The organism is Bradyrhizobium jicamae (genome assembly GCF_001440395.1).
In the GTDB taxonomy this organism is placed as follows: Bacteria; Pseudomonadota; Alphaproteobacteria; order Rhizobiales; family Xanthobacteraceae; genus Bradyrhizobium; species Bradyrhizobium jicamae.
In genome coordinates, this window is sequence record NZ_LLXZ01000114.1 from 1 (window position 1) to 15,669 (window position 15,669).

14 protein-coding genes are annotated in these 15,669 nt (G+C 64.3%); 11 read left to right on the forward strand and 3 right to left on the reverse strand.

Translation table 11 applies throughout. From position 1 onward, the window contains the following. The coding region (gene rnhB / locus CQ12_RS18555) for a ribonuclease HII (RefSeq protein WP_057836750.1) at positions 1-621 on the forward strand (621 nt) is incomplete at its 5' end. Between the two features lie 82 nt (positions 622-703). Next, on the forward strand, positions 704-2,212 hold the full coding sequence (locus CQ12_RS18560) for a glycosyltransferase family 39 protein (protein ID WP_057836751.1): 1,509 nt from the start codon (positions 704-706) through the stop codon (positions 2,210-2,212). 102 nt (positions 2,213-2,314) lie between these two features. Here the strand turns inward: CQ12_RS18560 and CQ12_RS18565 are convergent, their stop codons facing one another. Further along, complete coding sequence (locus CQ12_RS18565) at positions 2,315-3,142, reverse strand: uracil-DNA glycosylase (protein ID WP_057836752.1); 828 nt, start codon at positions 3,140-3,142, stop codon at positions 2,315-2,317. Between the two features lie 128 nt (positions 3,143-3,270). On the opposite strand from CQ12_RS18565, the gene CQ12_RS18570 reads away from it, so the two are divergent. The 3 genes from CQ12_RS18570 (at position 3,271) to CQ12_RS18580 (ending at position 7,888) form a co-directional block, all read left to right on the forward strand. Next, positions 3,271-4,929, forward strand: coding sequence for an electron transfer flavoprotein-ubiquinone oxidoreductase (locus CQ12_RS18570; protein WP_057836753.1), 1,659 nt, complete (start codon positions 3,271-3,273; stop codon positions 4,927-4,929). Between the two features lie 265 nt (positions 4,930-5,194). Then, complete coding sequence (locus CQ12_RS18575; protein WP_057836754.1) at positions 5,195-6,976, forward strand: tetratricopeptide repeat protein; 1,782 nt, start codon at positions 5,195-5,197, stop codon at positions 6,974-6,976. 27 nt (positions 6,977-7,003) lie between these two features. Beyond that, complete coding sequence (locus CQ12_RS18580; RefSeq protein WP_057836755.1) at positions 7,004-7,888, forward strand: 4-(cytidine 5'-diphospho)-2-C-methyl-D-erythritol kinase; 885 nt, start codon at positions 7,004-7,006, stop codon at positions 7,886-7,888. 99 nt (positions 7,889-7,987) lie between these two features. On the opposite strand, the gene CQ12_RS18585 is transcribed toward CQ12_RS18580, so the two are convergent. Further along, positions 7,988-8,617: a LysE family translocator gene (locus CQ12_RS18585; RefSeq protein WP_157088314.1), complete on the reverse strand. Its 630-nt coding sequence runs from the start codon at positions 8,615-8,617 to the stop codon at positions 7,988-7,990. 102 nt (positions 8,618-8,719) lie between these two features. Then, on the reverse strand, positions 8,720-9,727 hold the full coding sequence (locus CQ12_RS18590) for a polyprenyl synthetase family protein (RefSeq protein ID WP_057836770.1): 1,008 nt from the start codon (positions 9,725-9,727) through the stop codon (positions 8,720-8,722). A 134-nt stretch (positions 9,728-9,861) separates the two neighbouring features. On the opposite strand from CQ12_RS18590, the gene CQ12_RS18595 reads away from it, so the two are divergent. From CQ12_RS18595 to glyS, 6 genes are all read left to right on the forward strand, one after another. Continuing rightward, positions 9,862-10,089, forward strand: coding sequence for a putative signal transducing protein (locus tag CQ12_RS18595; protein ID WP_057836757.1), 228 nt, complete (start codon positions 9,862-9,864; stop codon positions 10,087-10,089). Further along, on the forward strand, positions 10,082-10,849 hold the full coding sequence (locus CQ12_RS18600; RefSeq protein WP_057836758.1) for a tRNA1(Val) (adenine(37)-N6)-methyltransferase: 768 nt from the start codon (positions 10,082-10,084) through the stop codon (positions 10,847-10,849). Before CQ12_RS18595 ends, CQ12_RS18600 begins: the two co-directional genes overlap by 8 nt. A gap of 261 nt (positions 10,850-11,110) precedes the next feature. Further along, complete coding sequence (locus CQ12_RS18605) at positions 11,111-12,022, forward strand: S49 family peptidase (RefSeq protein ID WP_057836759.1); 912 nt, start codon at positions 11,111-11,113, stop codon at positions 12,020-12,022. A 109-nt stretch (positions 12,023-12,131) separates the two neighbouring features. Continuing rightward, complete coding sequence (locus tag CQ12_RS18610; protein WP_057836771.1) at positions 12,132-12,323, forward strand: hypothetical protein; 192 nt, start codon at positions 12,132-12,134, stop codon at positions 12,321-12,323. A 212-nt stretch (positions 12,324-12,535) separates the two neighbouring features. After that, entirely contained in the window at positions 12,536-13,471 is a 936-nt protein-coding gene (locus tag CQ12_RS18615) for a glycine--tRNA ligase subunit alpha (RefSeq protein WP_057836772.1), read from the forward strand. Continuing rightward, positions 13,471-15,666, forward strand: coding sequence for a glycine--tRNA ligase subunit beta (gene glyS / locus CQ12_RS18620; RefSeq protein WP_057836760.1), 2,196 nt, complete (start codon positions 13,471-13,473; stop codon positions 15,664-15,666). The genes CQ12_RS18615 and glyS overlap by 1 nt, the downstream gene beginning before the upstream one ends. Positions 15,667-15,669 lie beyond the last annotated feature (3 nt).

The following is a 15,669-nucleotide window of genomic DNA, read 5'->3' on the forward strand; positions in this document are numbered from 1 at the left end:
GAGGCCGGGCGCGGTCCGCTGGCGGGGCCGGTGGTGGCGGCTGCCGTCATCCTCGATCCCAAGCGGATCCCGAAAGGCATCGACGATTCCAAGCGGCTGACGGCCGAGCGCCGCGAGGAACTGTTCGAGGAGATTTGCGCGACCGCGTCCTTTGCGGTTGCCTTTGCCTCGCCGGCGCGGATCGATCGCGACAATATCTTGCGCGCTTCGCTCTGGGCGCTGGCGCGCTCGGTGCGCGCATTGCCAGAAATGCCGAAGCATGTGTTCGTCGACGGCCGCGACAAGATCGACGCGCCCTGCGACTGCGACGCCGTGATCGGCGGCGACGGTATCGTGATGTCGATCGCAGCCGCCTCGATCATCGCCAAGGTCACGCGCGACCGCCTGATGAGCGCGTTGGCGCTGGATTGCCCGGGTTACGGTTTCGAGACCCACAAGGGCTACGCCGTGCCGGAACATCGCGAGGCGCTGGACCGGCTCGGCCCGAGCATCCACCACCGCCGGTTTTTTGCACCCGTGATTGCCGCGCGGCAGAAGCATTTTCCGGAGACGGTCGAAGTCGAGCCCGATCTTTTCACGGTGGATGGGGAGGTCGCTTCCGAGATCTCCGTCACGATCTGAGATCGGTTGCCTCGGCGGCTGCTGCGCTCTATCAAACGTGCTTGGGGGACAGGGCCGCCAGGCCCGGGCATTCGGACGTTTCATGCGCTTCACCTCGCTCGTTGTCGAACTGATCCGCGCCCGGCCGCGGCTGGTGGTCCTGCTCGTGGTGCTGGTCCAGGCCGGACTCTGGCTGTTCCTGCCGATGCTGCTCTACCGCAGCCCGCCCGGCGACCTCGCCACCGTGCTGGCCTTCGGCCGGGAATATCAGGTCGGAACCTCGCTCGGTCCGCCGCTGGCATTCTGGCTTGCCGACATCGCCTTCCGCGCCGCCGGCAACAGCATGTTCGGCGTCTATCTGCTGGCGCAGGTCTGCGCCGTCGTCACCTTCTGGATCTACTATCAGCTGGCGCGGGCGATTGTCGGCGGGCAGCAGGCGGTGCTCGCGGTCCTGTTGTCGATGACGGTGGTGGCCTTCAGCTCGCCCGGCGTCGAATTCGGACCCATGGTGCTGGCGCGCCCGCTATGGGCGCTGCTGCTGCTGCATTCCTGGCAATTGATCGGCCAGAACCGGCGCAACGCCTGGTTCGCCTGGTCGATCGAGGCCGGGCTGTTGCTGCTGACGACGCCGGCGGGACTTGGATTGCTGCTGCTGATCGCCGGATTTGCCGTGGCCACGGAGCGGAGGCGGCGGGTGCTGATGTCGCTCGATCCGCTCTATGCGCTGCTCGTGATCGCGGTCCTGGTCTTGCCCTATCTGATCTGGCTGCTCCGCGCCGATGCGCTGGCGATGCCGCCATGGCCGGCGTTCTCCGACCTTGGCGCGCGCGCGATGCAATGGGGCTGGCTGCTGGTCGGCCTGGCGCTGGCGATGTCCGCCATCGTGCTGCTGGTGATCCTCAACTCCGGCTGGTTCGCCCGCCATGCCGAGGAGGCGCCGATCATCTATCGGCCGCCGGTCGATCCGCTGGCGCGCGACTTCGTCTATTTCTTCGCATTGGCGCCGGCGCTGCTCGGCAGCCTGATGGCGGGGATCTTCAACCTCGATGTTGTCGTGGGCGGAGCAGGCGTCGCCTTGCTGATGTCGGGCTTGGCCGTGATCGTGGCGACCGGCGACCTGCTTCATCTTCGGCGCCAGCGCCTGTTGCGAACGGTGTGGGCCGCGGCCGTTGTCGCGCCTGCCGTGGCGGTCGTTGCGACGAGCCTGTTCCTGCCCTGGACCGGGGACAGCGAAGTGCCGACCGCGCTGCCGGCGAAGGCGATCGCGAGTTTCTTCGGCGACAATTTTGAGCGCCGAACCAACCAGCGCCTGCGGGCGGTGGCCGGCGATCCGCAACTGGCCGGAATCATCGCCATGAACCGCGGACGTCCGCATCTGTTGCTCGATGCCACGCCGGAAAAAACCCCGTGGCTGTCGGTCGCCAAATTCAACGAAACGGGCGGCGTCGTGGTCTGGCGCGCTTCCGATACCTCAGGCATGCCGCCGCCCGACATCGCGCAACGCTTTCCCGGCCTGGTGCCGGAAGTGCCGCGCGTCTTCGAATGGATGGTGAACGGCCGCCAGCCCTTGCTGCGGGTCGGCTGGGCCATCGTGCGGCCGAAGGCGCAGTAGCGTCTCGCGGTGATGCGTAGGGTGGGCAAAGCGAAAGTGCCCACCATTTTTGTACCGTTGTTGATGGATGGTGGGCACGGCGCGTTCGCGCCTTTGCCCAGCCTACGAAACCGCCAGCGCCTTCGCGATCGCGCGCAGATCCTGCCACGACATCCGCTTGTAGGACGGCGAGCGCAGCAGATACGCCGGGTGGAACGTCGCCATGGCGCGGATGGTGCGGGTGCCGGTGTCGTAATCGAACCATTTTCCGCGGGTTCTCATGATGCCTTCGCGGGTCGACAGCAGCGTTTGTGTCGAGGGGTTTCCGAGCGTCACCAGCACGTCGGGGTTCACGAGCTCGATCTGCCGCTGAATGAACGGCAGGCAGATCTGCGTCTCCTGCGGCGTCGGCGTCCGGTTGCCGGGCGGCCGCCAGGGGATCACGTTGGCGATGTAGGCCTTGCTGCGGTCGAGGCCGATCGCCGCGATCATCCGGTCGAGCAATTTGCCGGAGCGGCCGACGAAGGGCAGCCCTTCGATGTCCTCGTCGCGGCCGGGCGCCTCGCCGACGAACATGATGCGCGCCTTCGGATTGCCGTCGGCAAACACCAGCCGCGTCGCCGTGTTCCGCAGCGCGCAGCCTTCGAATTTTTCCAGCAACGCGCGCAACTCTTCCAGCGTCGGCGCGCTTCGCGCCGCTTCGCGGGCGGACGCGATCGCAACTTCCGGCGCGGGCGCGATTTCGCTGCGCGGAACAGCCGGCGTCGCCGCCGGCATTTCCCGGACCGGAGGCGGTGGCGCACTCTCGCGCGCGACGACCACGGGGGCAGGCGCATCCGGTTCGGCGAGGCGGTCGATCGGCTCCTCCGCCAGCGTGCAATCGACCCCGGCCTCCAGATAAAAGGCCAGCAATTGCCTGAGATTAGGCGCGGGTTCGGGGATGAAATCCATTATGCCAATCTAGGATGGATCGGGCGGATGCGAAACCGCCTCACATTGCATTTCCATGGTTGTCCTCCCACCAAAAATCGTAAACAAGGACGCTTTAGAGCCGTTCTCAATTGGGCTGAGATCAGATCATGAGTGCAGAAGAACTTCCTCCCCGCGAATCCATGGAATTCGACGTCGTGATCGTCGGCGCCGGGCCGTCCGGCCTCGCCGCGGCGATCCGCCTGAAGCAGCTCAATGCGGACCTCAGCATCGTGGTGGTGGAGAAGGGTTCCGAGGTCGGCGCGCACATTTTGTCCGGCGCCGTGATCGATCCGGTTTCCCTCGACAAGTTGATCCCGGATTGGCGCGAGGATGCCGATTGTCCGCTGAAGACGCAGGTGAAGGACGATCGCTTCTACTGGACGACGGCGTCAAGCGCGATCCGGCTGCCGAACTTCGCGATGCCGCCGCTGATGGACAATCATCACTGCTATATCGGCTCGCTCGGCGACGTCTGCCGCTGGCTGGGGCCGAAGGCGGAAGCGCTCGGCGTCGAGATCTATCCGGGCTTCGCGGCCGCCGAGGTGCTGTACGACGACAACGGCGCGGTCCGCGGCATCGCGACCGGCGACATGGGCATCGGCAGGGACGGCAAGCCGAAGGACTCCTTCACGCGCGGCATGGAGCTGCTCGGCAAGTACACGCTGTTCGCCGAAGGCGCGCGTGGCAGCCTGAGCAAGCAGCTGATCGCGAAGTATTCGCTCGATGCCAAGAGCGAGCCCTCGAAATTCGGCATTGGGCTGAAGGAAGTCTGGGAGATCGATCCCGCCAAACACCAGAAGGGGCTGATCCAGCATTCGTTCGGCTGGCCGCTGAACAACAAGACCGGCGGCGGCTCGTTCCTCTACCATTACGACGACAACAAGGTGGCGGTCGGTTTCGTCGTGCATCTCAACTACGACGATCCGTATCTGTCGCCGTTCGACGAATTCCAGCGCTTCAAGACCCATCCCGCCATTCGCACCGTGTTCGAAGGCGGCAAGCGCATCTCCTATGGCGCGCGCGCCATCACCGAGGGCGGCTATCAGTCGGTGCCGCGCCTGAGCTTCCCGGGCGGCGCGCTGATCGGCTGCGCGGCGGGTTTCGTCAACGTGCCGCGCATCAAGGGCGTGCACAATGCGATGGGCAGCGGCATGCTCGCCGCCGAACACGTCGCGGAAGCGCTCGGCGCCGGCCGCGCCAATGACGAGCTGGTCAGTTACGAAAACGCCTGGCGGGATTCCGCGGTAGGCAAAGACCTGCACAAGGTCCGCAACGTCAAGCCGCTATGGTCGAAGTTCGGCACCATCATCGGCGTGGCGCTCGGCGGCTTCGACATGTGGTGCAACACGCTGGGCTTCTCGCTGTTCGGAACCCAGTCGCACGCCAAGCCCGACCGCAAGACACTGGATGCGGCGAAGACGCACACCCCGATCGCGTACCCGAAGCCGGACGGCAAGCTGACTTTCGACAAACTGTCCTCGGTGTTCCTCTCCAACACCAACCACGAAGAGGATCAGCCGGTTCATCTCAAGGTCGCCGACATGAACCTGCAGAAGACGTCCGAGCACGACGTCTTCGCCGGTCCGTCGAACCGCTATTGCCCGGCCGGCGTCTATGAATGGGTCGAAGAGGGCGCAGGTCCGCGTTTCCAGATCAACGCCCAGAACTGCGTCCACTGCAAAACCTGCGATGTGAAGGACCCGAACGGCAACATCACCTGGGTTCCGCCGGAAGGCGGAGGCGGGCCCAATTACCAGGGCATGTAGAGTGGCCGTATCAACCACGATTGCGTGAGATGGAGGAGGGTGATACCGCCTCCAGCCACGATACCGCCACAGTAAGAGCGTTTCCGGGTTGGGCTGGCTAAATCGGTGCCCTAAGGGCCTCATCTGCCAACCGATTCGCCAGCCCGTATCCTTGCGGTTGAGGGCCAAACGCGGCATTGTCGCTGCCCGAGATGCCGCCGCTTGGGTTTGCATTAGAGACCGATCGTAACGATCCCGCCATACATCCTGGAGCTAGGCGAACGTGATGCTTTCCACCCGCATGAATCGTTGGACCATCGCCGCAATCACTTTCGCCGCACTGGCCGCACCGGGTGCGGTCTCGGCGCAGACGCCCGACCATCCGGCCGACAGCGCTGCGCAATTCCCCACCAAGGCCGATCTGAAATCGCTGACGACGGCGGGCAGCTATCTCGCCGCGCGCCATGCCAGCGTCGAGCGTGACGCGGCCTCGGCTGCGGCATTCTATCGCTCCGCGCTGCGTACCGATCCGAAGAACAACGAGCTGCTGGATCGCGCCTTCATCTCCTCGCTCGCCGATGGCGACATCGACGAGGCGGTCAAGCTCGCCGATCGCATCCTGACGATGGACAAGGCCAACCGCGTCGCGCGGCTGGTGGTCGGCGTCCGCGACCTCAAGCAGAAGAAATATCCGGCCGCGCAGCTCAACATCAACCAGTCGATCCGCGGGCCGATCACCGACCTCGTTGCGACCCTGCTGTCGGGATGGGCAAGCTACGGCGCCGGCGATGCCAAGGCAGCCGTTGCCAATATCGACAAACTGACCGGCCCCGAATGGTATCCGATCTTCAAGGATCTCCACACCGGCATGATCATGGAGATCTCCGGCAAGGACAAGGATGCCGGCACGCGGTTCGAGCGCGCCTACAAGCTCGACGATTCGATGCTGCGCGTTTCCGATGCCTATGCGCGCTGGCTGTCGCGCAACAAGGATGGCGCGGCCGCGGCCGGCATCTACGAAGCCTTCGACAAGAAATTGCCGCGGCATCCCTTGGTGCAGGAAGGCCTGCGCGACACCCGGGCCGGCAAGAAACTGCCGCCGCTGGTGGATTCGGCGCAGGCCGGCGCGGCCGAGGCGCTTTACGGTATCGGCGCCACGCTGACCCGCCGCGGCGGCGAGGATCTGGCGCTGGTCTATCTGCAACTCGCGCTCTATCTGCAGCCCAATCATCCGCTGGCGCTGCTGTCGCTCGCCGACCTCTATGAATCGGTCAAGAAGCCGCAGATGGCGATCAAGGTCTACGAGCGCATGCCGGCCACTTCGCCGCTCAAGCGCAACGCGCAGATCCAGCTCGCCACCAATCTCGACGCCGCCGACCGCAGCGACGAGGCGATCAAGATCCTGAAGGGCGTCATCACGGAAGCGCCGAAGGATATCGAGGCGATCATGGCGCTCGGCAACATCGAGCGCGGCCGCAAGAAGTTCAACGATTGCGCCAACACCTATACGCTGGCGATCGACGCGCAGCCCGGCGTGACCGACAAGAACACCTGGGTCACCTATTATTACCGCGGCATCTGCGAGGAGCGTTCCAAGCAGTGGAGCAAGGCCGAAGTTGACATGCGCAAGGCGCTGGAGCTGCAGCCCGAGCAGCCGCATGTCCTGAACTATCTCGGCTATTCCTGGATCGACCAGGGCATCAACCTCGACGAAGGCATGAAGATGATCCGCCGCGCCGTCGATCAGCGTCCGGACGACGGCTACATCGTGGATTCGCTGGGCTGGGCGTTCTATCGGATCGGCAATTTCGAAGATGCGGTGAAGCATCTCGAGCGCGCGATCGATCTCAAGCCCGAAGATCCGACCATCAACGACCATCTCGGCGACGCCTATTGGCGCGTCGGCCGGACGCTGGAAGCGAAATTCCAGTGGGCCCATGCCCGCGACCTCAAGCCCGAGGCGGAAGAGCTGCCGAAGATCGAAGCCAAGATCTCCAATGGCCTGCCCGAAGACACTTCCTCTGCGGCTTCCGCCGACAAGAAGAAGGAAGACGGCAAGGGCGGCTGACGGAAGAGTTTGGGGGGCTGTTCGGCAATGCCGGTATTGAATGACGAGGCGCGCGCCAAGGTCAACCTGACCTTGCGGGTGAATGGCCGCCGCGCCGACGGCTACCACGATCTCGAAAGCGTGGTGGCGTTCGCCGACTGCGCCGACCGGCTGACGCTGTCGCCGGGCTCCGATCTGGATTTGAAGATGTCCGGACCGCTGGCGCAGGCCTGCGGCGACACCTCGGACAATCTGGTGATCAAGGCCGCGCGTCTGCTGGCTGAGCGCGTGCCCGGCATGAAGGCGGGCAGCTTCACGCTCGACAAGGTCTTGCCGGTCGCCGCCGGTATCGGTGGTGGTTCGGCCGATGCCGCGGCAGCGCTGCGGCTGCTTGCGCAGTTGAACGGGCTTTCGTTCGACGATCCTCGCATCATCGAGGTCGCGCAGCTGACCGGCGCCGACGTGCCGGTCTGCGTCAACTCACGCGGCTGCGTCATGACCGGCGTCGGCGAAGCGCTGCAGCCACTCAGCCTGCCGAAAATGCCCTGCGTGATGGTCAATCCCGGCGTTCCCGTCGCAACCCGCGACGTGTTCAACGCGCTGGGCTTGCGCAATGGCGAGCTATTGGTCGGCGTCACCGACGTGCTGTTGCGGGACCGCTGGCCCGACGACAAGGCGTCGCTGGAAGAATGGGTCGAGGCGCTCGCCGCCAACTCCAACGATCTGGAGACGCCCGCCATGCGCGTCCAGCCGGTGATCGGCGACGTCATCGCGGCGCTCAACGCCACCAACGGCGCCTGGCTGGCGCGGATGTCCGGATCGGGCGCCACCTGCTTTGCGATCTACGAGAACACCGCCGAAGCCGGCCGCGCAGCGGAAAAGATCCGCCGCGATCACCCGGGCTGGTGGGTGCATGCGGGGACGTTGAGTTAGCTAGATTTCGTAGGGTGGGCAAAGCGAAGCGTGCCCACCATCGCAAGCGGAAATGCTGATGGTGGGCACGGCGCAAGAGCGCCTTTGCCCACCCTACGGCTACGCATTGGGCCGTCGCGCCAGCGCCAGCGAAATACCGAGGCCGGCAATGAACAGCCCCGAGCCCTGCCGCAATCGTTGAAGCAAGTTCGGCCGGCGCGTGAGACTGTCGCGCGCGGTCGTGGCCATCATCACGACGACGATATCGACAAGTGTATTCAGCGCCACCGAGATCAGTCCCAGCGCCATGAACTGCAGCGCCGGATAGCTGCCGGTGGGGTCGAGAAATTGCGGAATGAAGGCCAGGAAGAACGCGGCAGTCTTCGGATTCAAGGCTTCGACCAGCACGCCTTCCCGGAACACCCGTTGTGTGCCGACGGCGCTGGCCTGCTCCGGCACCCATTTCCCGGCTTCGCGAAACGTCTTGATGCCGAGCCACACGAGATAGATGGCGCCGGCGAATTTCAGCGCGGTGAAGAGTTCAGCGCTGGCAAGGATGATCGCGGAGACGCCAAGCCCGCCCGCGATCACATGCACAAGCCCGCCGAGCGCCGTTCCGAATGTCGAAGCGATGCCGGCCCGCTTGCCGCCGGACAGCGTGCGGGCCGCGACGTAAAAGATTCCAGGACCGGGGACTGCGGCGATGACCAGCGCCGCTAACAGGAACAGGGTGAAATTGGTGCCGTTCAATATGATCTCTTCGTAGGATGGGTGGAGCGAAGCGATACCCATCGATTGTTGGCGATGGGGTGAGTGATGGGTATCGCTTCGCTCCACCCATCCTACGGACGACTAGTGCGACCGTGCCAGACAGAACGCCACGACCTGCTCAAGCGCGGTCTTCATCGGCGAGGCCGGGAATAGAGCCAGTGCATCCACCGCCATCGCGCCGTAATGCTGGGCGCGGCTGATCGTGTCTTCCAGCGCGCGGTGCTTGGTCATCAGCCCGATGGCGTGATCGAGGTCGCTGTCGCCGATCTCGCCGCGCTCCAGTGCCTTGATCCAGAACTTGCGCTCGCTGTCATTGCCGCGGCGGAACGCCAGTACCACCGGCAGCGTGATCTTGCCCTCGCGGAAATCGTCGCCGATGTTCTTGCCGAGCTTCGCGGCCTTGCCGCCATAGTCGAGCACGTCGTCGACGAGCTGGAACGCGATGCCGAGATTCATGCCGACCGAGCGGCACGCGGTCTGTTCGGCCTTGGGCCGGTTGGCGATGACAGGACCGACCTCGCAGGCGGCGGCGAACAGTTCGGCCGTCTTGCCCCTGATGACGGCGAGGTATTCGTCCTCGGTGGTCGCGGTGTTCTTGGCCGCCGCAAGCTGCATCACTTCGCCTTCGGCGATGGTGGCGGCGGCGGAGGAGAGAATATCAAGCGCGCGCAGCGAGCCGACTTCGACCATCATGCGGAAGGCCTGACCGAGCAGGAAGTCGCCGACCAGCACGCTCGCCTCATTGCCCCACAGCATCCGCGCCGACAGCTTGCCGCGGCGCAGCTCGCTTTCGTCGACGACGTCGTCATGCAACAGCGTCGCGGTGTGCATGAATTCGACCGCGGCGGCGAGCTTGATATGGCCGTCGCCGGAATAGTTGGAGAGCTGGGCCATCGCCAGCGTCAGCATTGGGCGCAGGCGCTTGCCGCCGGAGGAGATCAGGTGGTTGGCGACCTCCGGGATCATGGTGACTTCCGACCCCGTCCGCGACAGGATCGTGGCATTGACCCGCTCCATGTCGGCGGCGACGAGCCCGACCAGCGCGTCTATCGAAGCGTTCGGGCTCTCGAAGGGTACAATAACCGCCACGCGGGTCTCCAATTTTGGCCAATTCGCACTATCCTTGTTCTACAATAGAAAGTGCCGATGATGGCGGCAAGGGCACGAAGCGATTGACAGGCCCGGTGCCGCCGCCACACCCGGGGCAAAAAGGAGCACATCCGTTGCGGGAATTGGTCAGGACCAACGATATCGTGCTGGTTTCCGCTGTAGGCGCGCTGCTCGACGGCGCCAATATCCATCATCTGGTGCTCGACCAGAACATGAGCGTGATCGAGGGGTCGCTTGGCATCCTGCCGCGCCGAATCCTGGTTCACGAGGACGACAATCGCGCGGCCCGCCAGTTGCTGTCGGAAGCGGGCCTGGCCCACGAATTGCGTCCCGATGAGTGACCCCGTCCTCGAACTCACCGAGGACGCGTTTCTCGGCGGGCAATTGCGTCTGACGCAACTGAAATCGGGGCACCGCGCCGGCCATGATGCGGTGCTGCTGGCGGCGGCCACCGCAGCCCGTTCTGGCGATCGCGTCGCCGATTTCGGCGCCGGCATCGGGGCCGCGGGGCTGGCGGTTGCAAGGCGCGTGGCCGGCATCGATCTCGTTCTGGTCGAGATCGATCCGGCGCTGGCTGGTATTGCGCGCGCCAATGCGGCGGCGAACGGGATTCAAGCCGGTGTGATCGTGCTCGATGTCGAAGCCGATGCCACGGCCTTTGCCGCGGCGGGCCTGGTTCCCGACAGCGTCGATGCCGTGCTGATGAATCCGCCCTTCAACGATCCGGCGCGGCATCGCGTCTCGCCGGACACCGCGCGCGGCATCGCGCACATGGCGACCGCAACGACGCTTCCAAAATGGGTGCACGCGGCGCGTCGCATTCTCAAATCTAGGGGAGCGCTGACGCTGATCTGGCGCGCCGATGGATTGGCCGACGTGCTCGCGGCGCTTGATCACGGTTTCGGGAGCCTGCAGCTTCTGCCGGTTCACGGCGACGCAGGCTCGCCCGCCAACCGCATCCTCGTCCGCGCCGTCAAGGGTGGACGGGCGCCGACGCAAATCCATCCCGCCCTGATGCTCAATGGTGAGTCAGGGCTGCCCAACGAACGGGTGCAGGAGATTTTGGCGGGGAAGGGAACCTTGCCGCTTGCGAGCCAATAAAGCGCGGTCCGCGCGCCCCAATTCCCAGAGCAGGACGCTATTGCGGAAGCGTCTCTGACTGTTGTTTGGGCGACGATGTAAAATGGATCGCGGCCAGAAGGCTGCCGATGAGCATTATCAGCAGGTAGATTTTCATGTCAGTCTCCGCTGCACCATTGCAGCCTTAACATCTGCAAGGCAAAAGGCGTTCCGGCCGAAAACGGCGTTTCGTCTTTGCAATGACACTGGTGCGATAAAAAATGGTTAATTCGAGGTAACGGCATGAGTGAACAAATAAGTGATCGCGCGGGATTGCCGAACCTCATTGACCGGATGAAACAACTCATTCCGGCGAAATTCCGGCGCGACGCCGCGGTCGTCCCTGTCGTTCGCCTGTCGGGTGTCATCGGTGCGGTGACGCCGCTAAGGCCGGGCCTGACGCTGGCCGGCATCGCCAAGACGCTCGAACGCGCCTTCGCCACCCGCCACGCCAAGGCGGTGGCGCTGGTGATCAATTCGCCCGGCGGCTCGCCGGTGCAATCGCGCCAGATCTTTTTGCGGATCAGGCAGCTAGCGGCGGAAAAGAAGCTGCCGGTGCTGGTGTTCGTCGAGGACGTCGCGGCGTCCGGCGGCTACATGATCGCCTGTGCGGGCGACGAGATTTTTTGCGATCCGTCCTCGATCCTCGGCTCGATCGGCGTGGTCGGCGGCAGTTTCGGCTTTCAGGACCTGATCAAGCGAATTGGTGTCGAGCGGCGGCTATACACGGCAGGCGAGCACAAGGCGATGCTGGATCCGTTCCTGCCCGAAGACCCCGATGACGTCGCGCGTCTCAAGGCGCTCCAGCGCGAGATCCACGCCATCTTCATCGCGCTGGTCAAAGGCGCCCGCGGGGCACGCCTCAAGGACGCCGATGACGTCCTGTTCACCGGCGAATATTGGGCGGGCGAAAAGTCGGTCGCGCTCGGCCTCGCCGACAAGATCGGCGATATCAGATCGACGCTGCGCGAGCGGTTTGGCGAGAAGGTACTGACACCGGTCATCGCGCCCGCCAGCGGGATGCTGTCCGGGCTGCTCGGCCGGAGGTCACCGGGGGCGGGCTCGCTGGCCGCGCTCGACGGTATCGGGGGACTGCCGGACGACCTGATTTCCGCGCTGGAGACAAGGGCGATTTGGGCCAAATTCGGATTCTAACGCGTAAGTGAGCGCGCCATTTAGTCCCAAAAGCGCAATTGCGGCGCAGCCCGGCTTCGGCGAGAATGCGCTTATTGGGGGCTGATACGTGAACGACAAGGATCGACCGATGCCGCCGCTGATCGCATTCGCGGGTGCCCTGGGAGGGCTCGCCGTGGTCCGCTGGGCCTACAAGACTGCCGTCCGCATCAACAGGGAACTGGAAGAGGCGCGCCTGGCACGCGTCGCCGAGGCCACACAGACCGCCGAAATTCCCACCCTCCGCCGCGACCCCGTCACCGGGGCCTATCGCCCGGGCTAGCCTGTTTTCGTCATGCCCGGGCCTGTCCCGGGCATCCACGTCTTTGGCTCAACGACAACGAAAGAACGTGGATGGCCGGGCCAAGCCCGGCCATGACGGAGAGACTGGGCGAATTTCTCGCTTCCTGGCGCCCCCGCTTCGCCTTGATTCCCTGTCCCTACGCCGATACGGTCCCGCGCTTCCAAAACCCCCTCGCGAGCCCGATTCTGCCGATGGACGCACTTCCCGATCACATGCGCCCGGAACGTTCGTTCCAGGGATTCATTCTCGCCCTCCAGCGCTTCTGGGCGGAGCAGGGCTGCGTGATCCTGCAGCCCTACGACATGGAAATGGGCGCGGGCACCTTCCATCCCGCCACCACGCTGCGCGCGCTCGGGCCGAAGCGCTGGAATGCGGCCTATGTGCAGCCCTCGCGGCGACCCAAGGACGGCCGCTACGGCGAAAATCCCAACCGGATGCAGCACTATTACCAGTTTCAGGTGATCATGAAGCCGTCGCCGCCGAACCTTCAGGATCTGTACCTGAAGTCGCTCGCCGCGATCGGAATCGATTCCAGCGTTCATGACATCCGCTTCGTCGAGGACGATTGGGAAAGCCCGACGCTTGGCGCCTGGGGGCTCGGCTGGGAGTGCTGGTGCGACGGCATGGAAGTCAGCCAGTTCACTTACTTCCAGCAGGTCGCGGGCGTCGAATGCGCGCCGGTCGCGGGTGAACTCACTTACGGGCTCGAGCGCCTGGCGATGTATGTGCAGGGCGTCGACCGCGTCTACGATCTCAACTTCAACGGCCGCGAGGGCGCCGACAAGGTGACCTATGGCGACGTCTTCCTGCAGGCCGAGCAGGAATATTCCCGGCATAATTTCGAATACGCCGACACCGCGATGCTGTTCGAGCAGTTCAGGATGGCGGAAGACGCCTGCAAAAAATATCTCGCGGCCGGCTGGAAAGAGGGCGGCAATCAGAAGGAACATCTGATGGCGCTGCCGGCCTATGACCAGTGCATCAAGGCGAGCCATGTCTTCAACCTGCTCGATGCCCGCGGCGTGATCTCGGTCACCGAGCGGCAGAGCTACATCATGCGCGTGCGCGAACTGGCAAAAGCCTGCGGCGAAGCCTGGGTTCACACCGAAGCGGGCAGGGCGGTCTGATGCCTGATCTTCTCCTCGAACTCTTCTCCGAAGAAATCCCCGCGCGCATGCAGGCGAAGGCGGCAGACGATCTGCGCCGCATGGTGACCGACAAGCTCGTTGCCGAGGGCCTCGTCTACGAAGGCGCAAAGGCGTTCGCGACGCCGCGGCGGCTGGCGCTGACCGTGCACGGCATTCCCCAGCGTCAGTCCGACCTGAAGGAAGAGCGCCGCGGCCCGCGCGTCGGCGGCCCCGATGCGGCGATCCAGGGATTCCTGAAGGCGACCGGCCTTGCCCGGATCGAGGACGCCAAGATCCAGACCGACCCGAAGAAGGGCGATTTCTATATCGCACTGATCGAAAAGCCGGGACGCGCCACCATCGACGTGCTCGCCGAGATTCTGCCCGTCATCATCCGGACCTTCCCGTGGCCGAAATCGATGCGCTGGGGCGAACGATCGGCGAAGTCAGGCTCGCTCTCCTGGGTGCGACCGCTGCATTCGATCATCGCGACCTTCGGTCCCGAGACCGAAGAGCCCGACGTGGTGAAGTTTGCCGTCGACGGCATCGAGACGGGGCAGACCACGTTCGGCCACCGCTTCATGGCGCCCGCTGCGATCTCTGTGCGCCGCTTCGAGGACTATGAAGCCAAGCTGAAGGCCGCCAAGGTCGTGCTCGACCCGCAGGCGCGCAAGGACATCATCCTTGAGGACGCGAAGGAACTGGCATTCGCGCAGGGGCTTGATCTGGTCGAGGACCAGGTGCTGGCGGACGAAGTCGCAGGCCTCGTGGAGTGGCCGGTCGCGCTGATGGGATCGTTCGAAAAGGAATACTTGTCGATCCCGGACGAGGTGATCCGCGCCACCATCCGCAACAATCAGAAATGCTTCGTGGTGCGCGATCCCAAGACGGGCAAGCTCGCCAACAAGTTTATCCTGACCGCCAATATCGAGGCGACCGACGGCGGCAAGGTGATCATATCAGGTAACGAACGCGTCATCCGTGCGCGGCTGTCGGACGCCAAATTCTTCTACGAGACCGACCTGAAGACGAAGCTGGAAAGCCGGCTGCCGAAATTCGAGCAGATCGTGTTCCATGAGAAGCTCGGCACGCAGGCTGAGCGGATCAAGCGCATCGAGCGTCTGGCCGCGGAGATCGCGCCGCTGGTGGGTGCCGATGTCGAAAAAGCCAAGCGCGCGGCGCATCTGGCAAAAGCGGATTTGCTGACCGAAGTCGTCGGCGAATTCCCCGAGCTGCAGGGCTTGATGGGGAAGTACTACGCGCAGGCGCAGGGCGAAGACGCCTCCGTCGCGGCCGCAAGCGAGGAGCATTACAAACCGCAAGGGCCCGCCGATCGCGTTCCGACAGATCCGGTGAGCGTGGCGGTCGCGCTCGCCGACAAGATCGATACGCTCGTCGGCTTCTGGACGATCGACGAGAAGCCGACGGGATCAAAGGATCCGTATGCGTTGCGGCGTGCTGCCTTGGGCGTTATACGTATCTTGCTCGAGCAGGGCAGGCGATTGTCTCTCACGACCATCCTGGAGTGGTCGATCGCGCTGCACATCATGCGCGGCTCGGAAGCCCGGTTTGAAAATATTGTTGAGGCGATGCGCGATCCGACCCGCGGATCGGACTTCCTGCGAAAACGCGGGACGACGTCATCCGGCGACCAATTACCAGCGCTGATCCGCGACATGATTTCCTTCTTCGCCGATCGCCTGAAAGTCCAGCTCCGCGATCAGGGCGCGCGGCACGATCTCGTCGATGCCGTGTTCTCGCTTGGCGGACAGGATGATCTGCTGCAGGTGGTGCGCCGCGTCGACGCGCTTGGAAAGTTCCTCGACACTGACGACGGCAAGAACCTGCTTGCTGGGACCAAGCGTGCGAGTAACATCCTCGCGATTGAAGAGAAGAAGGACAAGCGCACCTTTGACGGTGCGCCCGATGTCGGGCTCTATGCGTTGCTCGAGGAAAAGGCGCTCGCCAAGGCGATCGACCAGGTCAAGAGCGAGGCCGGAGCCGCGGTGCAGAAGGAAGATTTTGCTGCTGCGATGAGCGCGATGGCAAAGCTGCGTCCGGCGGTCGATGCGTTCTTCGACAAGGTCAAGGTCAATGACGATGAACCCAAGGTCCGCGAGAACCGACTAAAACTCCTGAACGAGATCCGCGCGGCCACCCGCGCGGTGGCGGATTTTTCCAAGATCGAAGGCTAGACC